Origin of the sequence: Chryseobacterium paridis, assembly GCF_016595215.1 — a bacterium.
GTDB classification, from domain to species: domain Bacteria; phylum Bacteroidota; class Bacteroidia; order Flavobacteriales; family Weeksellaceae; genus Chryseobacterium; species Chryseobacterium paridis.
In genome coordinates, this window is the sequence record NZ_JAENHK010000010.1 from 714,989 (window position 1) to 737,727 (window position 22,739).

General features: G+C 36.3%; 20 protein-coding genes. 14 read left to right on the top strand and 6 right to left on the bottom strand.

Annotated features, from left to right (window positions below):
- Positions 1–48 precede the first annotated feature (48 nt).
- The 11 genes from JHL15_RS12700 (at position 49) to JHL15_RS12750 (ending at position 13,153) form a co-directional block, all read left to right on the top strand.
- Complete coding sequence (locus tag JHL15_RS12700; protein WP_200246233.1) at positions 49–624, top strand: Crp/Fnr family transcriptional regulator; 576 nt, start codon at positions 49–51, stop codon at positions 622–624.
- 104 nt (positions 625–728) lie between these two features.
- Positions 729–1,274: a YceI family protein gene (locus JHL15_RS12705; RefSeq protein WP_200246234.1), complete on the top strand. Its 546-nt coding sequence runs from the start codon at positions 729–731 to the stop codon at positions 1,272–1,274.
- A gap of 18 nt (positions 1,275–1,292) precedes the next feature.
- A complete protein-coding gene (locus JHL15_RS12710; RefSeq protein WP_200246236.1) occupies positions 1,293–1,511 on the top strand; it encodes a tautomerase family protein in 219 nt (72 codons plus the stop codon).
- Positions 1,512–1,515: 4 nt separating this feature from the next.
- Positions 1,516–2,250, top strand: a complete 735-nt coding sequence (locus JHL15_RS12715) for an SDR family NAD(P)-dependent oxidoreductase (RefSeq protein ID WP_200246237.1) — start codon at positions 1,516–1,518, stop codon at positions 2,248–2,250.
- Positions 2,247–2,693: a nuclear transport factor 2 family protein gene (locus tag JHL15_RS12720; RefSeq protein WP_200246239.1), complete on the top strand. Its 447-nt coding sequence runs from the start codon at positions 2,247–2,249 to the stop codon at positions 2,691–2,693. The genes JHL15_RS12715 and JHL15_RS12720 overlap by 4 nt, the downstream gene beginning before the upstream one ends.
- A 30-nt stretch (positions 2,694–2,723) precedes the next feature.
- Positions 2,724–3,800, top strand: a complete 1,077-nt coding sequence (locus tag JHL15_RS12725; RefSeq protein ID WP_200246240.1) for an NAD(P)H-dependent flavin oxidoreductase — start codon at positions 2,724–2,726, stop codon at positions 3,798–3,800.
- Between the two features lie 443 nt (positions 3,801–4,243).
- Positions 4,244–4,606, top strand: coding sequence for a hypothetical protein (locus tag JHL15_RS12730; protein ID WP_200246242.1), 363 nt, complete (start codon positions 4,244–4,246; stop codon positions 4,604–4,606).
- 83 nt (positions 4,607–4,689) lie between these two features.
- Positions 4,690–9,027, top strand: a complete 4,338-nt coding sequence (locus JHL15_RS12735; protein ID WP_200246243.1) for a CusA/CzcA family heavy metal efflux RND transporter — start codon at positions 4,690–4,692, stop codon at positions 9,025–9,027.
- A gap of 7 nt (positions 9,028–9,034) precedes the next feature.
- Positions 9,035–10,183, top strand: a complete 1,149-nt coding sequence (locus JHL15_RS12740) for an efflux RND transporter periplasmic adaptor subunit (RefSeq protein ID WP_200246245.1) — start codon at positions 9,035–9,037, stop codon at positions 10,181–10,183.
- Between the two features lie 214 nt (positions 10,184–10,397).
- Positions 10,398–11,939, top strand: coding sequence for a DHA2 family efflux MFS transporter permease subunit (locus JHL15_RS12745; RefSeq protein WP_200246247.1), 1,542 nt, complete (start codon positions 10,398–10,400; stop codon positions 11,937–11,939).
- A 35-nt stretch (positions 11,940–11,974) separates the two neighbouring features.
- Complete coding sequence (locus JHL15_RS12750; protein WP_200246249.1) at positions 11,975–13,153, top strand: acetyl-CoA C-acyltransferase; 1,179 nt, start codon at positions 11,975–11,977, stop codon at positions 13,151–13,153.
- Between the two features lie 88 nt (positions 13,154–13,241).
- Here the strand turns inward: JHL15_RS12750 and JHL15_RS12755 are convergent, their stop codons facing one another.
- Complete coding sequence (locus JHL15_RS12755; RefSeq protein WP_200246251.1) at positions 13,242–14,108, bottom strand: alpha/beta fold hydrolase; 867 nt, start codon at positions 14,106–14,108, stop codon at positions 13,242–13,244.
- A 94-nt stretch (positions 14,109–14,202) separates the two neighbouring features.
- Here JHL15_RS12755 and JHL15_RS12760 point away from each other — a divergent pair, with 94 nt between their 5' ends.
- Positions 14,203–15,069: a LysR family transcriptional regulator gene (locus JHL15_RS12760; RefSeq protein ID WP_200246253.1), complete on the top strand. Its 867-nt coding sequence runs from the start codon at positions 14,203–14,205 to the stop codon at positions 15,067–15,069.
- A gap of 54 nt (positions 15,070–15,123) precedes the next feature.
- Here JHL15_RS12760 and JHL15_RS12765 read toward each other — a convergent pair whose 3' ends face one another.
- A complete protein-coding gene (locus JHL15_RS12765; RefSeq protein ID WP_200246255.1) occupies positions 15,124–15,657 on the bottom strand; it encodes a carboxymuconolactone decarboxylase family protein in 534 nt (177 codons plus the stop codon).
- Between the two features lie 154 nt (positions 15,658–15,811).
- Here JHL15_RS12765 and JHL15_RS12770 point away from each other — a divergent pair, with 154 nt between their 5' ends.
- Positions 15,812–16,669, top strand: a complete 858-nt coding sequence (locus JHL15_RS12770; RefSeq protein ID WP_200246257.1) for a helix-turn-helix domain-containing protein — start codon at positions 15,812–15,814, stop codon at positions 16,667–16,669.
- A gap of 283 nt (positions 16,670–16,952) precedes the next feature.
- Here JHL15_RS12770 and JHL15_RS12775 read toward each other — a convergent pair whose 3' ends face one another.
- Both JHL15_RS12775 and JHL15_RS12780 read right to left on the bottom strand, forming a co-directional pair.
- A complete protein-coding gene (locus tag JHL15_RS12775) occupies positions 16,953–17,297 on the bottom strand; it encodes a mannan-binding lectin (RefSeq protein WP_200246259.1) in 345 nt (114 codons plus the stop codon).
- A gap of 394 nt (positions 17,298–17,691) precedes the next feature.
- Positions 17,692–19,104 (bottom strand): aminotransferase-like domain-containing protein, encoded by a 1,413-nt coding sequence (locus JHL15_RS12780; RefSeq protein ID WP_200246261.1) that lies wholly within the window; start codon positions 19,102–19,104, stop codon positions 17,692–17,694.
- A gap of 307 nt (positions 19,105–19,411) precedes the next feature.
- Between JHL15_RS12780 and JHL15_RS12785 the strand changes: the two genes are divergently transcribed.
- Complete coding sequence (locus tag JHL15_RS12785) at positions 19,412–20,335, top strand: DUF3078 domain-containing protein (protein WP_200246263.1); 924 nt, start codon at positions 19,412–19,414, stop codon at positions 20,333–20,335.
- Positions 20,336–20,438: 103 nt separating this feature from the next.
- Here the strand turns inward: JHL15_RS12785 and JHL15_RS12790 are convergent, their stop codons facing one another.
- Both JHL15_RS12790 and JHL15_RS12795 read right to left on the bottom strand, forming a co-directional pair.
- The gene (locus JHL15_RS12790) at positions 20,439–21,659 is read right to left on the bottom strand and encodes an MFS transporter (RefSeq protein WP_200246265.1); all 1,221 of its coding nucleotides are present in this window, start codon (positions 21,657–21,659) and stop codon (positions 20,439–20,441) included.
- Between the two features lie 79 nt (positions 21,660–21,738).
- Positions 21,739–22,587 (bottom strand): helix-turn-helix domain-containing protein, encoded by an 849-nt coding sequence (locus tag JHL15_RS12795; protein ID WP_200246267.1) that lies wholly within the window; start codon positions 22,585–22,587, stop codon positions 21,739–21,741.
- Positions 22,588–22,739 lie beyond the last annotated feature (152 nt).

Consider the following 22,739-nt stretch of genomic DNA (forward strand, 5'->3'; position numbering starts at 1 on the left):
TTATTAGAATGGTTTACATTGTATATTTGTAATACTATATAAAAAATAATGACCGATCCTAAAGAGATATTAAGACAGCATTTATCACAATTTGTTTCTCTTACAGAAGAACAGTTGGAATATGTATTTTCACATTTTACATTGGTTTCTTTGAAAAAAGGTCAGATGCTCCTGTCTGAAGGAGATCTTGTAAACGAGGAGTATTTTGTACTGGATGGATGTTTGAAGGCTTTTTATCTGAATGATATGATGAAAATGTTTATCCTTCAGTTTGCAATGCCTAATTGGTGGGTTTCAGATTATAATGCACTGTACAGTCATCAAAAGGCTACAGTAAATATTGACTGTATAACCAATGCAACGGTACTGACTATAACCAATGAAAACCGGGAGAAAATATGCAACGAGATTCATGAGGTAGAGCATTTTTTCAGATGGAGAACCAACAAAGGTTATGTTGCCGTACAGAAAAGGCTCCTTTCTTTTATGAATAACGATGTGAAATTCAGGTATGAAGAGCTTCTATCTATGTATCCACAACTGTATAATCTGGTTCCGAAACATTTGATTGCCGCTTACCTTGGGGTTTCCAGAGAAACCCTTAGCAGATTATATCAGCCTTAAATGATTTCAAGCAGTTTTCTTTAACTTAATAAATTGTGACCCAGGTCACGTAACTTCTTAACGGTATCTACTGAACTTTGTGTCAACATTTAAACATAGAAAAAATGAATACACAAAATTTTAAAGTAAACAATGATAAAAGCATTGTAGAATGGATCGGAAGAAAAATAACCGGTGCTCACAACGGAACTATTGGAATCAAAGAAGGTTCATTTACTTTTAAAGACAACCAACTTTCCTCAGGAACATTTGTTATCGATACCCGTTCTATAAAAATCCTTGATATCGAAGATGCTGAAACCAATGCTCAGTTTGCCGGTCACTTAGCTTCCGATGATTTCTTTAATTCAGATCAATACCCTGAATCTATATTTGAAATCATGCATGCAGAACCTGGAGATAACAATCTGTATTACGTAAACGGAGACCTTACCATTAAGGGAATCACCCATCCTATTGATGCTGTATTGAAAATTGAGACCAATCAAGGTTCTGCTACCCTACAAAGTAAAATTGTTCTTGACCGAACCAAGTACAATATGAAATTCAGATCAGGTAATTTCTTCACTGACCTTGGTGATACCTTGATATACAACAATTTTGACCTTACCATTAATTTGGTTGCAGACATCAATAACAACAGTTTATAATCCTAAAAATTAACAATCATGCCTTACATAAAAATAGAAGTTCTACGTGATGGTGTTACAAGAGAGCAAAAACAACTTTTGATAAAAGGAGTAACAGAATTAGTAACATCGGTATTGAATAAAGATCCACATCTTACGCATGTTGTGATCGATGAAAAAGAAGATGATAACTGGGGATATGCCGGAGAGCAGGTATCGGTATTGAAAGAACAAGGATTTTCAACTGAGAAAAAATAAAGAAATGGAAAAGCAAACCGTTATCGTAACAGGGGCATCATCAGGAATTGGATTGGAAATAGCGAGATATTTTCTGGAAAGAGGAAGCAATATAGTAATCAATTCAAGAACAGATTCAAAACTGGAACAGGTTTTCAATGAATTGGGAGGTGGAGATCATTTAGCTATGGTTGCCGGTGATGTTGCCGATAAATCTGTAGGTGAGCTGTTAGTAAAAACAGCCCTTGACCGATTTGGCTCTGTAGATGTTTTGGTCAATAATGCCGGGATCTATGAAAATAAACCATTTTTAGAAGTGACTGAAGATCATCTGGATCGGTTTTTAAGAACAAACCTTAAAGGGACATTCTTTACCACACAGTCGGTTATTCCTCAAATGCAGAAACAAAAAGGTGGTGTGATCATTAATATTGGTTCTCCTCTGGTATATCATGCAATGGCAGGATCACCCTCTACGGCTCCGATATCAAGTAAAGGTGCAGTACATGCTTTAACGCACCAGCTAGCGGCTGAGTTTGGAAAAGACAATATCCGGGTAAATACGGTTGCCGCAGGACTCATCAGAACACCTATGCATGACAAAAATATTGATCAGGCTGCAGGAGTTCATTTGCTGAACCGTATCGGTGAACCAGAAGAAGTGGCACAAATGGTTTACAGTATTGCGGGTAACAAACTGATAACCGGAGCTATAATAAACGTGGATGGCGGTATGGGAGCCGGCCATTATCTATCATGAAAATTGTATTAATAATTGCATGGCTGTTTAGTTTTCCACTAAACGGTCATGCTCAAAAAATAGACACTATGAAAAATGGTACAGAAGAAACCGCTATAAGAACAGCGCTTGAGCAATACTACTTCAAAGGTATTTTTGAAGGAAATACAGCACTTTTGAGAGAAGTTTTTTTTAAAGATGCTCTTCTCTTTGGTGACATAAAAGGAGTTCCTTATTATAAAACAGCAGAACAATACATAGAAGGTGTAGGCAGTCGTTTGAGTCCTGAAAAAGCAAAAGCTCCTTTTCATCCGGAGATTATTTCCATCGATGTGATCAACTCCATTGCTGCTGTAAAATTAAATGTAAAGATGTACGATTTTAATTACTATAATTTTATTACTTTTCATAAAATAAATGGCAAATGGCTGATCGTTAATAAGACATTAACGGATGTAGAATAACTATTTTAACCCAATTAACAAGACTTATTTATGTGGAATAAAAACAGAATAACAGATATTTTGGGTATAGAATATCCAATATGGCAAGGTCCTTTTGGTGGTGGTTTATCTACTGTAGAATTGACGTCTGCCGTTAGTAATATGGGTGGATTAGGTGGTTTTGGAGCCTATACATTGAGTCCACAAGAGATCTATGATACCGACCAGAAGATCAGGTCTAAGACTGCCAATCCCTATAATCTTAATCTTTGGGTTTCTGATACAGACTATATAAGTCAGGAAGATACCGAAAGACGATATAAAAAAGCATCAGAAATATTCAAACCATATTTTGATAGACTGAATATTGAAATTCCGGATCTTCCACCTTCTTTTAAATCCAGGTTTCAGAACCAGTTGCAGGCTGTTCTGGATATCAAACCCAAAGTTTTTAGTTTTATGTTTGGGGTACTGGACGATGATATTGTAGAACAATGTCATAAAAGAGGAATTTTACTTGCGGGGAATGCCACAACATTAGATGAAGCTATTGCTTTAGAAAACATTGGCGTAGATTTTATTGTGGCCTCAGGGTTTGAAAGTGGTGGCCACCGGCCTTCTTTTCTGGACAAAGCTGAGTTTTCAACTACGGGAACTTTCGTTTTAATCCAACTTATTAAAGATAAAGTAAAAATACCTGTCATTGCAGCGGGTGGAATTGCGACAGGAAATGGAATTGCTGCTGCACTTACATTAGGTGCGGAAGCAGCGCAGATCGGAACTGCTTTTCTGGCTTGTGAAGAATCCGGAGCTTTGGATATTCATAGAGAAGCCCTTTTTTCTGAGGCATCCAAAAGTACAAGGCTGTCAAGAGCTTATACCGGAAGATTAGGCAGAGGAATTACTACAGAAATTTTAAAAGATCTTTCTGAAAAAACAATTCCCCACTTACCTTTTCCATTGCATACTACTTTTATGTCACCCTTACGGAAAGCTGCTATAGAACAAGGGAAAAATGAAATGGTATTTTTCTGGAGCGGGCAGATTGCCCCTATTTTAAAACATAAAAATGCATCGGTTCTGATGGAAAATTTGATTACTGAAACATCGAAAACATTTAAGGAATGAATGACAGATGGGTTATAAAATGAGTGAAACCTGTGTGAGATAATTTTAACCACAAACCAAAGGTTCGACGTAGTCAAAAGTCACAAAAGTTTTTTAACACTTAAGCTATTTTAAGTTTTATACCTACTGCTTCATAAGAACACATAAGTTTTAAAAAATCAAAGATTTTTATATTCTGTGAGCTTCATCGGTGAAGCTAATTTTTGCAACTAAAATAATACATTATGGCTGATAGATCTTTACGATAAAAAAGAATATCTGCTCCATCTTCTCAATTCACAAGTACGAATAAATACAACTAATCCTCAAGCTTATAAAACTCTAACTCTCATTGTTACAGTATTAATCAAAACTCAGTAAAAAGAGTAAAACATCTATGAATACAGTATTTTTTAACAATTGATTCACATAAAAAAGAGCAAAAAGCCTTATCTTTGTACTCTATGCTGAAGTGGATTTCTATATTTTGTTCTATAACGTACGTACTTGCGACAACCAATATGGCTGAAGTACTGAAGGCTCCGGTCTTTATAGAACACCTTATGGAGTATGAAGGCAACTGTGTAGAATTTCTGGTGGAACATTATGACAATCATAAAAAAGACCAGGATTGGGATACCGATCAAAAGTTACCTTTTATCAATCCGCCTATTGTGCTTATGGTCTACGCACAGCTTCCGGAAACTATTTTTCACATTGAAAAAATAAAAGAGTTTTCGATTCCACAAAAGAACACCATTTATAAGGAAAAAGACTTTTCCGGACTTTATCTTTCCCGTATTTTTCAGCCTCCACGACTTTCATAATTGATTTTACATAAAATACTTATGCTTTAAAATTCTATTTAAAGCAATCCAATCTTGTTGTTTATCTATTAATCAATTATTTCATGTTAAATAAAATTATTGAGTTTTCTGTAAAGAATAAACTCATTATCGCCCTTTTTACCCTAGGGCTGATCCTCCTTGGAATCTATGAGACCACAAAACTTCCTATTGATGCCCAGCCGGATATTACCAATAATCAGGTTCAGGTAATTACTGTTGCGCCATCCTATGGAGCTGCTGATATTGAGCGTCTGGTAACGTTTCCTATTGAGCAGGCTACCAGTAATATCAGTGGCATTACTGAGCTTCGTAGTTTTTCACGTTTCGGTTTATCACTTGTAACGGTAGTTTTTAATGATGATACAAATGTGTATTGGGCACGCCAGCAAGTACAGGAACGACTGCAGATCGTTCAGGAAAACATCCCTGAAGGGATTGGCAAACCCGAATTGGGTCCTATTTCAAGTGGATTGGGAGAAATCTTTCAATATGTGGTAAGGGCAAAGAAAGGGTATGAAAATATCTACGATGAGACAGAACTCAGAACCATTCAGGACTGGGTGATTCGCCGTCAGCTATTGGGAACCAAAGGAGTGGCTGATGTAAGTAGTTTTGGGGGAAAATTAAAACAGTATGAAATCGCCATCAACCCCAATCAGCTACAGGCATTTGATATCAATATCAACGATGTTTTTGATGCCCTGGAAAAGAACAATCAAAATACGGGTGGCGCTTATATTGAAAAGAAAGAGACGGTACTGTTTATTAGAAGCGAAGGGCTTTTAGGAAACGCAGAAGACATTGGAAATATTCAGGTTTCAAATACAAAAGAAGATATTCCTGTTCACATTAAGGATGTTGCCAATGTTAAAATTGGATATGCTACCAGATACGGTGCTATGACCTATAATGATACAGGAGAAGTATCAGGAGCTATTGTATTAATGCTAAAAGGTGAAAATGCCAATGAAGTTATCGGAAATATTAAACAGCGTCTTGAAAAAATTCAGGAAACATTGCCGGAAGGGGTAGTTCTTGAACCTTTTCTCGATCGGGCTAAAATGGTTAATAACACCATCAGTACTGTAAAAACCAACCTGATGGAAGGAGCCCTGATTGTTGTTTTCATTCTTGTTCTCTTTTTAGGAAATTTCCGGGCTGGTTTACTGGTAGCTTCCGTTATTCCTTTGGCAATGCTTTTTGCTATAATTATGATGAATCTTTTCGGAGTGGGAGGAAATCTGATGAGCCTTGGAGCCCTGGATTTTGGATTAATTGTGGATGGTGCCGTTATTATTGTAGAGGCCGTATTGCATCAGCTCGCTCATAAAAAACATTTCGGAAAAGATAATATGCTGAGCCAAAAAGAAATGGATGGCCAGGTTTCAGATTCTGCAACAAAAATGGTGAACAGTGCGGTTTTTGGGCAGATCATTATCCTGATCGTTTACCTTCCTATTTTCACACTACAAGGTATTGAAGGGAAAATGTTTAAGCCCATGGCTCAGACAGTGGCATTTGCCTTAATAGGAGCCTTTTTACTTTCGCTTACCTACATTCCTATGATGAGCTCACTGGTACTCAGCAGAAAGAAAAAGGTTAAAGATAATATTTCTGATAAAGTAATGACCAGAGTAGAAATTGGTCATCAAAAATTATTAATGAAGGCGCTTAAGTATAGAAGAACAATTATACTCACGGTACTTGTTCTTTTTGCCGGAGCGGTTTTTACTCTTTCCAGAATGGGTGGCGAATTTATTCCATCATTAGAAGAGGGCGACTTCGCTGTTGAAATGCGTATCCTTCAGGGAAGTAATATCAATGAAACTAAAAAAGCAACCACACAAGCTGCCCATATTCTTTTAACACAATTCCCGGAGGTACAAAAAGTAGTTACTAAAATCGGAAGTGCTGAGATCCCGACAGAGCCTATGCCAATGGATGCCGGAGATATGATCATTGTTCTGAAGCCCAAAAAAGAATGGACATCAGCGCACTCATTCCCTGAACTTTCAGCGAAAATGAGCAAAGCATTGAAAGTGATTCCCGGATTAACTACCGGATTCCAATTTCCGGTACAAATGCGTTTTAATGAATTAATGACCGGGGCAAGACAGGATGTGGTCTGTAAAATTTATGGTGAAAACCTGGATAGCCTGGCAGTATATGCTAAAAAATTGGGTGGAATCATCAATACCGTAAAAGGAGCTCAGGATCTGTATCTAGAACCTGTTGTTGGAGCCCCACAGGTCGTAATCGATTATAATCGCGCTGAGCTTTCGCGTTATAATATTTCCGTGAAAGAAATCAACCAGGTTATTAATATGGCTTTTGCAGGACAGACTGCAGGTGTTTTGTATGAAGGAGAACGAAAATTTGATGTCGTGGTTAGAATGGATAATGAACATAAAAAAGATATTACAAGCATCCGAAACCTTTTAGTTCCGACGGCTACCGGGGAACAGATTCCATTGCATCAATTGGCAAAAATAGATTTGAAAAGCAGCCCCAATCAAATCCAGAGAGAAGACACCAAAAGAAGAATTGTGGTAGGTTTCAATGTTCGTGGAAGGGATGTTCAAAGTATTGTAGAAGAACTTCAAAAAAAGGCAGATAAAGAATTAAAATTATCGTCAGGCTATACAATTTCTTATGGCGGAGCCTTTGAGAATTTAAATGAAGCTAAAGCAAGATTAGGGGTTGCCGTTCCTATTTCATTAGTCATGATCTTCTTATTGCTTTTCTTTGCTTTTGGCTCTGTAAAACATAGTTTACTGATCTACACAGCCATTCCATTATCAGCCATTGGAGGGATCTACTTTTTAGCATTGAGAGGAATGCCTTTCAGCATCAGCGCAGGCGTTGGATTTATCGCTTTATTCGGGGTAGCTGTACTTAACGGAATTGTTTTGATATCAGAGTTTAACCGATTGAAAAAGAATGGCATCACCAATACCAGCAGAATTGTTTTAATGGGAACACGGATAAGACTCCGTCCTGTTTTAATGACCGCTTTTGTAGCTTCTTTAGGGTTTTTACCCATGGCATTAAGCAGCGGAGCCGGTGCGGAAGTACAAAGGCCTTTGGCTACCGTTGTGATCGGAGGTCTTATGCTGGCCACTCTTTTAACCTTATTTGTCTTACCTATTTTGTATGTCTTATTTGAACGAATCAATAAAAATAAAATGAAATTTTCTAAAAAAAGAAACTTTAAAAAGTTAACCATATTATTACTATTCATTTCCTTTGGAAGCCTTCATGCTCAGGAAAGCATTACACTTGATCAGGCATTAGAAATAGCTTTCCAACAAAATGGAACTTTTAAAAATTCAAAATTGATTTCCGATTATCAGGAAAAGTTAAAATCCAGCTATCTGGATATCCCTCAGTTAGAAGTTGCCGGAGGATTTGGCCAGATCCAGGGGGAGGAAACTGATAATTCAATATCTGTATCTCAGCGATTCAGTTTTCCGACCGTTTACTCCAAAAGAAAACAAATGCTGGAAGCAGAATGGTCATCAAGCGTGATCAATCAGCAACTTACCAAAACGCAACTTACCAAAGAAGTATCGGAAGTCTTTTATCGTATTATAATCCTTCAGAAAAAGAAACAGATACTCGAATACATCAGCCAGCTATACAGCAGTTTTGCAGATAAAGCAAGCTTGCGGTTAAAAAAAGGAGAGGCTAATATCCTGGAAGAATCAACCGCTGAGATCCAGAGAGAACAAGCTCAGGTACAACTGAATATACTTGAAAATGATCTGAATATTTCGCAACTTCAGTTACAGGTATTACTCCAGTCTGATAAACTTTATCAGCCGGTTACCGATCAGCCTATTCTCAATGTTAATCTTCAGATCTCAGAAGATATTATTAAACATCATCCTCAGCTACAGTACTTGAATCAGCAGATTAAAGTTAATGAAGCAGAGGCTCAGCTGGAAAAAAGCAAGCTTCTGCCAGATCTCCTTGTGGGATATACCAACCAGAGTATGAAAAACATCAATAATAATCGTTTTAATTCGGTACAAATTGGTGTTGGAATCCCTTTATTTACCAAAGGGCAACGGGCACTGGCCAAAGCATCTAAAGCTAAAGTAGCCATTGCTGAAAATGAATACCAGAGAAAGGAAATTGAATTCAAAAACAGATATGGACAGTTGGCTGATACCTATGCCAATCAGCTAACCATTATAAAAAATTACGAGCAAAAGCAATTACCTAAATCTGAAACAATTCTTAAAACAGCTCAAAAACAAATGGAAGTAGGAGAGATTGATTACCTGAATTGGGTCATCCTGACCAACCAGGCTGTAAAAATAAAAGTCGATTATATAGAAAATATAGAAAGACTTAACCAAATAGGAGCAGAGCTCAATTTCTTAATTTCAAAATAACGACACCATGTACTTTAAAAAAGCATCCCTATATTTCTTTGCCACAACACTTCTTTTATCTTCATGTTCCGGAAAAAAAGAAGAGCCTACTGTTTATGAAAATAAAAAGCTGGCGGCAAAAGATCAAAACTCAGTTCAATTAACCGATCAGCAGATCAAAACTACCGGACTTACCACCACTATGATCCAAAATAAAACAATGGAGAAAACAGTAAGGCTCAATGGTAAAGTAGAAATAGCTCCATCGCACATCAGTTCCCTTTCCAGCATTATGGGTGGGCATATTAAATCTATTAATATCATCAATGGAAGCCATTTTAATAAAGGACAGGTATTAGCAGTGGTAGAAGACCCTCAGTTCATACAGCTTCAACAGGATTATCTTGTTACGAAAGCCCAGCTGGAATCCGCAAGACTGAATCTCAACCGTCAGAAAGATCTTAATACCAGTAAAGCAAGCAGTGACAAAACATTGCAAACAGCACAAGCTGATTATTCTACGTTGAATGCTACTTTAAAAGGATTGGAAGAGAAATTAAGAATCATTGGAATCAATACAAAGAATCTAAATTCAGGAAACATAAGAAGCAGAATCAGTATCCATGCTCCTTTCAGCGGCTTTGTCAGTAAAATTTCTGTCAATAACGGGCAGTACATTAATCCTTCAGACACTTTATTTGAGCTGATCGATCCTGCAGGCTTATTGTTAGAATTAAAAGTATTTGAAAATGATGTGAACGATGTAAAAATAGGGCAGGAGATCCGTGTATATAACAATCAGAATCCAGATCAAAAATACCCTGCCAAAATCGTAAGTATGGTTCCTAATATAGAAAGTGGTGGATCTTCTATTGCTGTCGCTAAACTATCTGGCTCTAATCCTGAGTTTATCAGAGGAATGTATATTAATTCAGAGGTAAGCATCAGCGGAAGAAATACGTTGGGACTCCCTAATGAATCTGTTGTATCTTTTGAAAATAAGAATTATATATTTGAAGATGTGGGAAACCATCATTATAAAATGATTCCGATTATCACAGGCATTTCAGATGATCAGTTTACAGAAGTATTGAAAGCAGATTTCATAAAGGACAAAAAAATTGTCCAGAAAGGAGCTTATGATCTTTTAATGATCCTTAAAAATAAAGCTGAATAAAGATAATCTAAAAAACCGCTCCACTGGGTGAGCGGTTTTTTTATATTTCTTCAAATTAATATACCGATTGGTATATTAATTTTATATCTTTGTTGTCTCAAAATTTAGTATGCCTATAAGCAATCGAAAGGACGTGCTATGAATTGGTTACATTTTTTTTGATTTAAAATATACCAATCGGTATATTTTATTAAAGTTAATAAAGATTAATAAAATGAAAAGAATCATTCTGATTATAACGGTAATCTCCGCAGCTATCATGGAACTGATAGATACTTCCATTGTCAATGTGGCTCTTAATTACATGAGTGGAAATTTAGGAGCAACCTTAGAAGATATTTCCTGGGTAGTCACAGCTTACGGGATCGCCAACGTAATCATCATTCCAATGACAAGCTTCCTTGTAAATAATCTGGGCAGGAGAAATTATTACATTGGATCAATTATACTATTTACCTTCTGTTCCTTTATGTGTGGGAATTCAACCAATCTCTGGGAATTGGTCATGTTTCGGTTTCTTCAGGGGATTGGAGGTGGTGCCTTACTTTCTGTATCAGCAATGGTTGTGTATGAATGCTTTCCAAAAGAAAAACAAAATATAGCCAGTGCTTTATTTGGAATCGGAGTCTTTATAGGTCCAACTATTGGCCCGACACTGGGTGGATTCATTACGGATAATTTTTCGTGGAGATGGATCTTTTATATCAATATTCCTTTGGGTATTCTGGCTGCTATTTTATGTTTTAAATTATTACCAGAATCCCCGACAAGGCAAAAGGTCAAAAAGATTGATTGGCTAGGAATTATCCTGCTAATTATAGGAATTGGATCATTACAAACGGTTTTGGAACGTGGTGAAACTGAAGATTGGTTCGCAACACGGTATATTATCTTTCTCACTGTTGCTGCTGTTTTATCTCTTGTTTTGTTTGTTCATAGGGAACTAACCATACCACATCCTGTCGTAAAACTATCCGTGCTTAAACATCCTTCTTTAAGTATTTCAGCTATCCTTACATTCATAACCGGAATTGGAATGTTTACCTCCATTTATCTTACACCGGTATTAGCACAACGTTTTTTAGGCTTTAATCCTGCACAGGCTGGACTTTTATTATTGCCAGGATCGATCATCGCTGTATTTGCATTGATCATTACCGGTAAAGCTCTTCAAAAAGGAGTACCTCCAGCTTTGGTTGTATTACTTGGGTTCTGTTGTTTCATCTATTTTAACTGGTCCATGGCACAGGTAAACCTGGATGTATCATTTGCCACTATTTCCATTAATTTAATATTCAGGGCATTGGGAATGGCTTTACTGACGGTTCCATTAGCATCACTGGCAGTATCTTCTTTAAAACCTGAAGATATGCCTCAGGGAACTGCCATTAACAATATGATGCGACAATTGGGAGGATCATTTGGGATATCTATCATCAATACCTATATCGCAAGAAGGGTTGCACTTCATCGTACTGATCTTATTTCGAACCTTACTCCCGACAACAGATCAGTAATGGACAGGCTACAAGCTTACACCTCGGTTTTTCAGAGTAAAGGATCCGGTCTTCCCGAAGCGCAACAAAAAGCAATAGCATTAATGGAAAAAATTGTAGTGAAACAGTCTTTCTTTTTAAGTTATATCGATGCGTATATGGTTATTGGTCTGGCATTTATATTTGTCTTACCTTTATTATTATTTTTTCTGAAGAGAAATAAGAATAAAAAAATAGTGATCGTTTCAGCAGACCATTAAAAATAAATCATATAAAATTTAATAAAATCAACATCATGAAAGAAGTATTCATCGTATCAGCAAAACGAACTCCCGTCGGAGGGTTACTTGGGAACTTATCCACTTTTACAGCAACCCAACTGGGAGCTTTGGCTATTCGTGAAGCTTATAAAAGCATTTCGTTAGAGCCTGAATTATTGGACAGTGTTTATATGGGAAATGTATTAAGTGCAGGTGTAGGACAGGCTCCGGCAAGACAATCAGCTATTTTTGCTGATATTCCGTATGATAAAGATGCTACTACCATCAATAAAGTATGTGCTTCGGGAATGAAGGCAACATCATTAGGCGCACAACAGATCCAGCTGGGTCTCGAACACCTTATTGTAACAGGAGGGATGGAAAGCATGAGCAATACCCCTCATTATGCTTTTATACGAAATGGAAAAAAACTGGGAGACCTTACTCTTACCGATGGAATGACCAAAGACGGATTATGGGATGTTTATCATAATTTTCATATGGGAAGCGCTGCAGAGTTGGGTATAAAAAAGTATGGACATACAAGACAAGAATTGGACGATTATGCATTGTCTTCTTATCAAAAATCACAAAATGCAACAGCTCAGGGAAAATTTAAAAATGAAATTGTACCTGTTGAAGTAACCAAAGGGAAAGAAACCATTACGATTGATAAAGATGAAGACATTTATAAACTTATCCCTGAAAAAATGGCCCAGCTGAAACCTGTTTTTGAAACAGATGGACTACTCACTGCTGCCAACTCCAGTAATTTGAATGATGGAGCTGCTGCTTTGATCCTGGCTTCGGCAGAAGCTGTAGAAAAGTACCAATTAAAACCAATGGCCAAAATTATCGGCTATGCAGATGCTGCACAAGCACCTGAATGGTTCACAACATCACCGGCATTAGCTATTCCAAAAGCTCTTATGCATGCTAATCTCGACCTTTCAGCAATAGATTATTTTGAAATTAATGAAGCGTATGCTTCTGTTGTACTTTCCAATCAGAAAATCTTAGGCTTTGATCCTGAAAAAGTGAATGTATACGGTGGAGCAGTAGCGATTGGCCATCCGATAGGAGCTTCAGGAGCCCGAATTCTGGTGACCTTGCTTAATGTACTGCAACAGGAAAAAGGGAAATATGGAGTAGCTGCTATTTGTAATGGTGGTGGTGGAGCTTCTGCTATGGTTATTGAAAACCTGAATCTATAATTTAAGTATTCTCTTGAGTTTCAAATTAAAAAAATGTCTGACCAGATCAAATGGTCAGACATTTTTTATGAAATACAAACACCAGAGACTATAAAGGAAGGTCTTTTAAAAACGCTTTGATATCATTACTTATTTCTTCTGCGTGAGTTTCCAGTGCGAAATGTCCGGTTTCATAGAATTTTACGGTAGCATTAGGTATATCTTTTTTGTAAGCTTCCGCTCCAGGAGGTAAAAAGAAAGGGTCATATTTTCCCCATGCTGCCAGAAACTGAGGCTGATATTTTCTAAAATACTCCTGAAATTTAGGGTATAATGCTACGTTGGTACGATAATCCAGCATCAGATCAATCTGAATATCATTCATTCCCGGACGATCCAGAAAATACTGATCCAATGCATAAGATTCCGGGGCGATAAGCGAACGATCTTTAACTCCTTCCAGATATTGGAATTGGGTCATCTTTTCAGAAGTAAAATCACTTAGAAGTCTACGGTTTTCAGGAGTAGGATCTTCCCAGTATTTTCTTATTGGATTCCAGTTGTCACTAAGCCCCTCTTCATATGCATTTCCATTTTGAGAAATAATTCCTGTAATTTTTTCCGGGTTAGCCAAAGCCAGCCTAAGACCTGTTGGAGCACCATAATCAAATATATACAAAGCAAATCTTTTAAGTTCAAGCGCGTCTATAAAGCCTTGCATTGTTTTAGCAAGATTATCAAATGTATAGCTAAACTGAGAAGAGTCCGGGGCATCACTAAATCCGAAACCAGGCAGATCAGGTGCAATGATGTGGTATTGATCATTCAGCTTAGGGATCAGGTTACGAAACATATGTGAAGAAGTAGGAAATCCGTGAAGAAGCAATAGGATAGGAGCATCTTTTGGTCCCGACTCGCGATAGAAAATATTCAGGCCATTAACATCTGCATTTTTGTAATAAATGGTTGGATTCATAATTGTTTTTATTTTTTGTTATTTCAAAATTACGTCATATATTTGATTACATAAAACGATTAATTATGATTAGTACCATCATAAAAAATGATATATGAATTTAAATGATTTAAAAATATTTGAGGCAGTTGCGGTTCACGGAAGTTTTACAAAAGCTGCCGAAGTCATGTTTACTGTACAATCTAACGTTACTGCAAGAATAAAGACCTTGGAAGAAGAATTAGAAGCTCAGCTTTTCACACGTACTTCCAGGAAAGTTTCTTTAACGACATCTGGACATGCTTTTATTCAATATGCCCGAAAGATCACGCATATTATAGATGAAGCGAAAAAAGAGATCAAAAAATCGGATCAGATCGGAGGGAACTTATGCATAGGATGTATAGAAACTACTTTAGTGTTTAAAGCTCCCGGAATCCTCTCTGATTTTATGAAAGTATATCCTCATGTAGCATTGGAATTTAAATCTGATACCCGCGACAAGCTGATTGATGATGTATTAAATTATAAGCTGGATGCCGCATTTGTTTCTTCTCCTATTCATTCATCCCAACTGGAGCAGATCCATATTAAACAGGATGAATTGGTGATTGTGACTTCGCTTGAAGAAAAATCGATTAATCATCTTCTAAAAAAAGATAATCTCAGTATTGTAGTTTTTGAACAGGGATGTGTTTACAGATCCAGACTGGAAACCATGTTGAATTCCAGAGGGGTTATTCAATATAAAAGTATGGTATTGAATTCTATAGAAGGTATTATCAATTTTGTAGAAGCTGGACTTGGGGTTACCATCCTTCCTTTGGAACTTGTTGAACAATATTATGGAGGCCGAAAACTGAAGACTTTTAAACTCAGCAAGGAAATCAGTATGATATCTACCTCATTGATCTATCTGAAGAACATTCCAAAATCTCAGGCTCTGGAATCTTTTATACATATGTATGCAACTGAAAATTAAGTATAAAAAAGGCTGTATCATACCTGAACAGCCTTTTCTACTGGTTTCAAATGATTATAAATCCGCAGCTACAGGCCAGTCTACCGGAATTTTAGTAGCCGCATATAGATAATTGGTTATTACTTTATCACCAATAGCAATAATCACATCCACCAGATTTCCCTCTGTATATCCATTATTAAAAAAACGTTCCTTTGTTTCATCAGAAATTTCTCCTTTTTTACTTACAGCCTCCTGAACAAGATTGGCTAGAGAATCTAATTTGGAATCAAAAGAAATTTTTGCTTTTCTGATTTCCAAGATTTGTTCATCATTGAATCCATTAAGTTTCGCAATGGCAGTATGAGCACTTAAACAGTAAAGACAATTATTATACTGACTTACCACAAGATTTACTACCTCTTTTTCTTTTGCTTTCAGGGAAGACTTCGCATTTTGCAACCCTAAATAAGTACTAAGACCATTCTCGGAATGCGCGAAAGTAGCATAAAGATTTGGGACAAATCCAACTCCTTTTTCCAGTTGATTAAAAATATTTTGATTGGCTTCTGAAAGTTGTTCTTTTTGAGGAATCTGAAAATTTTTCATTTTTAATTATTGTTTAAAATTAATAGTACAAAGTTGCACCATCCCGGATTTCAAAAAAATAGAACAATTTCCCGAAGGTTTATGCTTTTTTCCCTTTGCATATTATACATTTGTTTTTATAAGATTTTTATTAAAAAATTAAGTGAGATAGAAGATGATCTATAATTTCTATAATAAGCAGACAGAAGCAGCCTGCAGACTCCTCGTCAATGAAGAAAAATTTGACAGAGTATTTTACGGAAAAGACCGTAAAGATAAATTTCTCACACTGGCATGGAATCAGGGTTCAGATATCCTGATTACGATAGACAAAATTTCTTACGTCTTTAAATCTGGCACTATACTTTGTTTGATGGTTAACCAGTCTTTCGAGTTTCCTGAGAATTCGGACATTATTGTATGGCAGTTTAATAAAGATTTTTATTGTATTGAAAGCCATGATTCAGAAGTAGGGTGTGTAGGATTTCTTTTTTATGGTTTATCCCAGAGTATGTTTGTGTCTGTGGAAGATAAAGTTCGTGACAAGCTGACTTTACTTCTTCGCATCTTTATTGAAGAATTCCAGGATATAGATGATATACAAGAAGATATGCTTCGAATGCTTTTAAAACGATTGATTATTCTGATCACCAGATCAGCAAAAAAGCAATTTGTTGCAGATCAGTTGCCTGAACAAAAACTGAATATCATCCGACAATTCAATCTTCTCGTTGAAAAAAACTATAAATCTGAGCATTCTGTAAAGTTTTACGCTGACCAGCTTAACAAATCTCCTAAAACACTTTCTAATTTTTTTAACCTGTACAACAATGGAACGCCTTCTGAAATCATCCAGCAGCGAATTATACTTGAAGCCAAAAGACTATTGTTGTATACCAATAAGTCAGCAAAAGAAATTGCCTATGAATTAGGATTTGAAGAGGTGGCTTATTTTAGCAGCTTTTTCAAAAGATCCACCGGTGCTTCTCCTGTCTTGTTTAAAAAGCAATCATCTGACATTTCTACCTTATAAAAAAAGCCTCCCGAGGGAGGCCTTAAAAAACACAAATGATGAAAAAAAATTATTTCGAAGTGCAAATATAATAAATATATTATGTAACACATTGCAATTTTATTAATATTTTAATTTATTTATCAACAACATATTAATATTATGCATGCATATAATTAAAATATTTTCAAATATACACTTTTATTCTTTAATGCAAATATTGCTGTATTACCATTAGAAATGCAAGACCAAACAATTAAAAAACCCTCAGGAAATCCCAAGGGTTCTTTGAACTTTTTAATTTTTAGAATTTAAATACACAGCCGCAAACGCTCATTTTGCCTTCTATAACTGTGGTCCATTGCCCATTCCATGTACCTCCATAAGAAGCGCAGATGGAAGGACATATTTCTTTAGCATCATCATTGCTCCAGATAGGACCAGCAAGAACATCCATTGTATATTCTGTACTTCCTGATGGAGCAGTATCATACTCAACTTCGATTACACTCATTTCTCCCTCAACAATGGTGCTCCATTGTCCGGTAAATTTTCCTAAATGGGCAGCAGCAATACGACCACCTATTTTTTGAGCCTGATCATTGCTCCAAAGCGGACCTGCAATGATGTTAATTTTGAATTTTGACATGGTATTTGTTTTTATGGTTAACAAGTCAAAGTTGCGATTATAAAAAAACAAATAGTAGAGTAGAAAGCACCATTTTTTTTGCTCAGTAATTATACCTAGCTCATCCACTATCACTTTGTTTCCACGATTAATAAAGAATAAAACAAGATAAAATATTTCTCATTAAATAGATATAAGCCTGTTTATTTTCAAAAAATGAGCATCAATAAGGAATGAAAAAGCAGAGAATTTTTAATAAAGAAAATAGGATAGGATATAAAAAAAGGATGAAGCTATAAATACTATTCATAGCCTCATCAACTTTTTTTCAATCATTTGGTTTTGTTGTTTACAAATTTAGACCAATCTGTATCACAGGTACAGATACAGTTGTTGTTTTTTATTAGGGCACAGATTACCATTCTGTAATAATTTTACCAAGCATCTTCAGATCTGAACTGATCTTCTCATTCCATTCCATAGCGAAGTTAAGCCTCATACAATTGTTGTATTGATTATATTGAGTGAACATTCTCCCGGGAGCGAAACTTATATTCTGCCTGATGGCAATGTCAAAAAGTTTAACGGTATCAATTTTTTTATCAAGTTCTACCCACAGCATAAAGCCTCCTTCAGGCTGAGAAACTTTTGTATTGTCCGGAAAATAATCTTCTATTCCCTTCAAAAGCTGTAAGCAATTGGACTGTATGGTTTTCCGGAAGGTACGCAAGTGATGATCATATCTTCCATTCTCTAAAAAATGAGAAATGGCTTCCTGATAAATAGCAGGCGTAGAAAGTGTTTGTATTAATTTTTGTTGGATAATTTTATCTTTATATTTTCCGGGAATAATCCAACCCACCCGATAGCCGGGCGCTAATGTTTTAGATACAGAATTAACCAACATTACAATACCAGCTTCATCAAATGCCTTACAAGGCTTAGGTCTTTCCGCTCCATAATACACGGTTCTGAACATATCGTTTTCTACTAACGGAATATCTCGTTCTGTAAGCATTTTCACTAGTTCTCTCTTATGATCATCCGGCATTAAAGTGCCTAATGGATTATTGAAATTTACTACAAAGCAGCAGGCACTGATCGTTGGCAGAACCTTTTTCAATGCGTCCAGGTCTAATCCTGTAGAAGGATCGGATGGAATCTCTACCGCTTCCAGCCCCATGGCATTAAGCATCTTAAGAATCCCGAAGTAAGCAGGACTTTCAATAGCGACTTTGTCTCCAGGCTTCGTAACAGCCATCAGGCAGGTAAACATTCCGTTCATTGCTCCGGATGTTGCAATCACATCGTCCTCTGTGATTTTACCTTCAAGCATAAATGCCCACCTCGCAATTGTTCTTCTAAAATTAACATTCCCTTGAATGGACTCATAGGTGACTCCGCCATTGGCTAAACTTCTCATAACAGTAGTCACACTCTTGTTAAGCTGAGTTATCGGTAAAAGTTTCTTTTCCGGTAAACCTAAAGAAAAATGGGTAATATTTTCATTTTCTGATGAAGCAAATGTTTTATGGAAAAGATCTTCAGGGTGTTTTTCTTTTTGTAACGAATCTAAGATAATTACAGAGGGAAGTGAAAATTTTCTTTGTGAAGCTTTACTTACATAATAGCCGGATTTGGGAACAGGTTCTATCAGCGACTTACTTTCCAGTTCTAAGAATGCCTGTCTCACCGTATTGATGCTAACATTATAAACTTTCTGTACTGTTCGTATTGAAGGTATTTTATCACCAAGCCGTAGGGTACCATTGAGAATTTGTTTCTCGATAATCCCTGCAATTTTTAGATACAGGATCTCTTTTTTCATTCAATCAGTCATTTTTTGTGTCTTTCAAAAGTAAGAATTTTTAGCGCTATGACCGTATGATATTATCGTAGAATTAAATGTAGAAACCTATTCACCATAATGTATTCATGCATCCAACAAAATGATTTCTATCACAAATCCTGATCAATACGATATATTTCATACAAAAGTGAATGATTTATGAAATATTGTTCTACAACTTTATCAAATTATAAAATAAAAAATCTTAATTTTAAGTAAACTTAGGCTTTTTTAATAATTTTTAACAAAATTTATATTTCTATTTTTGCAACCAAATCTTTAAATTATGAGAAAAATTTTATTAACCCTCACCCTTTCTTTGGGGATTTTTGCCACTGCACAAGAAGCAAAAACTGAGGCTCCAGCTGTAGATACCACAAAAGCATGGAGTATCCAAGGTCAAAACACTTTAATGCTGAACCAGGCTGCATTTTCCAACTGGGTAGGTGGTGGAGCTAACAACGTCGGTTGGCTTGCCGGAGTGAATTACAACCTTACTTATGAAAAAGGAAAAGACCTTTGGGAAAACATTATTATCCTTGGATATGGACAAAATAACACACAGGGTGTTGGAACCAGAAAAACGCAGGATGTGATCAATCTTTCAAGTAATTATGGTAGAGAGATTGCAAAAAGCTGGTACGTATCTGGAGGAGTAAGTTTACAAACTCAGTTTGCACCAGGATATGAAGATGGAAATAATCCTGATGCTAAAAAAATATCTAACTTTATGGCTCCGGGCTATTTAAATGTAGGTGCTGGTTTTACGTACAGACCTAATGATAATTTCACCATGACTTTAAGACCTGCGAATGCAAGAGTAACATTTGTACTGGATAAAGATCTTCAATATGCCGGAACGTATGGATTAAAAAATGATGGAGACTCTTCATTATTCCAGTTTGGTTTCCTGGGAACGGCCATTTATAAAATAAAAATCATGGAAAACATCAACCTGACGAATACTGGGTCTGTGTTTTCAAACTATCTGGATCACCCGGAAAGATTAGTTCTTTCTTATAGTGGTATTTTAAATATGAAGATCAACAAATTCATTTCTACCAACATTACTTTAGATCTTTTATATGATCACAACCAGATCAGAAGAACACAGCTAAAACAAACCTTAGGAGTTGGTTTTGCCTATAATATCGATAACGGTAAAAAGCGTTCTGATAAAAAAGACAATCAGTCTTGGATGAAAAAATAAATTCATTCATTATACAATATAAAAAAGACTAACCGGAAAGGTTAGTCTTTTTTTTGTAAGCTACACAGCCAGTAATAATTCATCAGAAGATATCCAACCTACTTTATTGGTGACTATCTTTTTTCATTACTAAAATCAGTATGGCAAGTAAGCCACCAGCAGCACCAAATATATAAATAGACTGATAACTAAACCATCCGGCAATAATTCCAGCTATTGGACCCGCTAATCCTAATGAGAGATCGAAAAAAGCGGAATAAGCTCCTAAAGCAGTTCCTCTCATCTGAGGAGTAACTTTTTTGATAGCCAGAACTCCCAAAGAAGGAAATACAAGGGAAAATCCTATTCCTGTAAGCGCACAGCCCACAATAGCCATCCAACCTGAATAAGAAAAACCAATACATAGTTGTCCGATAATCTCAATCGCAAATGAAACCAATGCCACTTTGTACCCTCCATATTTGTCAGGAAATGAAGAAAATAAAAGTCGTGTAAGAACATAAAAGCCTCCAAAACAGATAAATCCTAAAGAAGCATCACCCCAATTTTTCTCTGCAAAGAGCAAAGCTATAAAAGAAGCAATACAGGCGAATCCCAACGAAGAAAAAGCCAATGCCAATCCCTGAGCTGAAACTTTTCCGATTACCTTGTAAAATGGAGTTCTGACGTGAGTAGGATCTACAGTTAAAGTGGGTAGTTTGGCAGTAGACAACCAGCTGATAACAGATAGTATCAATATCAGTACAAATGGAACGGATGATCCAAATTGATTACCCAACCACATACTTAGAGGTGCACCTATAGCTATTCCCGCATACATAGAAATCCCATTCCAGGTCATTACTTTACCTGATTTATGTGGACCTACCAAACCAATTCCCCATGTCAAAGCTCCGGTCACCATCATACTTTCTGAAATACCATGTATTATTCTTGCAAAGATCAGCAAGCCCAGTGCTACAATTGGAAACTGTCCTAAAGAACTTCCTGTGATATATATGATCCCGGCAATGAAAACCATAAAGATCCCCCGATGATTGCTGGTTTTGGCGCCAAGCGTATCTGTTATTTTTCCGGCATAAGCCCGGGTCAGTAAAGTAGCCAGGAACTGTAATCCGATGACAATTCCCACGGTAAAGGTGTCAAATTTTAATTCATTTTTAATAAGTGTAGGCAAAGCGCCTAATGTAATACCAATAGTAAGGTACACCGCAAATACAGAAATTACTATAGGAGCTAAGACTTTTGTTAATGGTATTTTTTGTTGATGTATAGCTGCATCCCCAGTATTGGACGCGACTAATTTTGTACTTTTAACGGCCATATTGCATCGTTTTTTTTTAGTTATTTTACGAGTACAAAAGTAGGCCAGGAGGGAAGGTTTAACGATAGCTATTCAATGGCTATAATTGGACAAATAATGGTTTCTTATTCCGAAATTGTGATGCTGTACATCCCGCATGATTCTTAAAAAAGCGGGAAAAATAGGCATGATCTTCATACCCCAGTTCAAAAGCAATTTGTTTTATATCCAGGTTCGTATAATACAAAAGTCGTTGGGATTCAAGAATAATTTCCTGCTGTATCCAGTGGCTTGCGGCAAAACCTGTAATTTCTTTTACTACCTCATTCAGATAAAGAGGAGTAATGTTAAGCTCTGAGGCATATTCTTTTACCTGCTTGAGTTGTTTAAAATGAGCCTGAACCAATTGTTTAAAGTTCATTACAGTTTTGTATTTCTGCCCACCAAGTAACTTTTCAGAATGTCGGTTTTCCACAAGGCTCCTGATGACAAGTCCTGTCAGACCATCAGTAAAGGAGCTTATGAGATTACTTTGAAAAGGAGCTTCTGAGTTTTGCAATATAGAATCGAAAACCGGAATTAATGAAAATAAATCATGCTCCTTTGTTATTGATACTTCCTGATTGGAATTGAGATAAGTATTGAAAATTTCAAGGTATGTTTTAGGAATTAGTCCCGTATCTACAAATGCAAACCAACCTTTAGAATTTTTGTTTTTTAAATACCGGTGAACCTGACCAGGAGCCACATACAGGATCGAACTTCCGGATAATGCTATTTCCCGGAAATCCAATTCCCACAAAGAATACCCTTCCTGTTGAAGAACAAACATAAAATGCTCATCCCGGTGTGGAACCTGTAATATTTCATCAAGCTCACCAATGGGACAAATTTCAATACCAACAGATGGAAGTTCGTTTTTATGAAGTGGAATCGTAGATTTTGCCATTACATAAATAATATATGTTTGCGGATGTAAATGTAATCAAAATGCCAATAATTATAATAAAACTAACATCCATCTATAAGACTTTCCTCTAAAAACAGATGATTCGTTTTAAACCACTCATTCAACATTTCACCTTAATTTTTTCCTGCTTG

Coding starts and splice junctions, on each gene's coding strand:
- JHL15_RS12700 (WP_200246233.1), top strand. CDS start 49: ATGACCGATCCTAAAGAGATATTAAGACAGCATTTATCACAATTTGTT.
- JHL15_RS12705 (WP_200246234.1), top strand. CDS start 729: ATGAATACACAAAATTTTAAAGTAAACAATGATAAAAGCATTGTAGAA.
- JHL15_RS12710 (WP_200246236.1), top strand. CDS start 1,293: ATGCCTTACATAAAAATAGAAGTTCTACGTGATGGTGTTACAAGAGAG.
- JHL15_RS12715 (WP_200246237.1), top strand. CDS start 1,516: ATGGAAAAGCAAACCGTTATCGTAACAGGGGCATCATCAGGAATTGGA.
- JHL15_RS12720 (WP_200246239.1), top strand. CDS start 2,247: ATGAAAATTGTATTAATAATTGCATGGCTGTTTAGTTTTCCACTAAAC.
- JHL15_RS12725 (WP_200246240.1), top strand. CDS start 2,724: ATGTGGAATAAAAACAGAATAACAGATATTTTGGGTATAGAATATCCA.
- JHL15_RS12730 (WP_200246242.1), top strand. CDS start 4,244: ATGCTGAAGTGGATTTCTATATTTTGTTCTATAACGTACGTACTTGCG.
- JHL15_RS12735 (WP_200246243.1), top strand. CDS start 4,690: ATGTTAAATAAAATTATTGAGTTTTCTGTAAAGAATAAACTCATTATC.
- JHL15_RS12740 (WP_200246245.1), top strand. CDS start 9,035: ATGTACTTTAAAAAAGCATCCCTATATTTCTTTGCCACAACACTTCTT.
- JHL15_RS12745 (WP_200246247.1), top strand. CDS start 10,398: ATGAAAAGAATCATTCTGATTATAACGGTAATCTCCGCAGCTATCATG.
- JHL15_RS12750 (WP_200246249.1), top strand. CDS start 11,975: ATGAAAGAAGTATTCATCGTATCAGCAAAACGAACTCCCGTCGGAGGG.
- JHL15_RS12755 (WP_200246251.1), bottom strand. CDS start 14,108: ATGAATCCAACCATTTATTACAAAAATGCAGATGTTAATGGCCTGAAT.
- JHL15_RS12760 (WP_200246253.1), top strand. CDS start 14,203: ATGAATTTAAATGATTTAAAAATATTTGAGGCAGTTGCGGTTCACGGA.
- JHL15_RS12765 (WP_200246255.1), bottom strand. CDS start 15,657: ATGAAAAATTTTCAGATTCCTCAAAAAGAACAACTTTCAGAAGCCAAT.
- JHL15_RS12770 (WP_200246257.1), top strand. CDS start 15,812: ATGATCTATAATTTCTATAATAAGCAGACAGAAGCAGCCTGCAGACTC.
- JHL15_RS12775 (WP_200246259.1), bottom strand. CDS start 17,297: ATGTCAAAATTCAAAATTAACATCATTGCAGGTCCGCTTTGGAGCAAT.
- JHL15_RS12780 (WP_200246261.1), bottom strand. CDS start 19,104: ATGAAAAAAGAGATCCTGTATCTAAAAATTGCAGGGATTATCGAGAAA.
- JHL15_RS12785 (WP_200246263.1), top strand. CDS start 19,412: ATGAGAAAAATTTTATTAACCCTCACCCTTTCTTTGGGGATTTTTGCC.
- JHL15_RS12790 (WP_200246265.1), bottom strand. CDS start 21,659: ATGGCCGTTAAAAGTACAAAATTAGTCGCGTCCAATACTGGGGATGCA.
- JHL15_RS12795 (WP_200246267.1), bottom strand. CDS start 22,587: ATGGCAAAATCTACGATTCCACTTCATAAAAACGAACTTCCATCTGTT.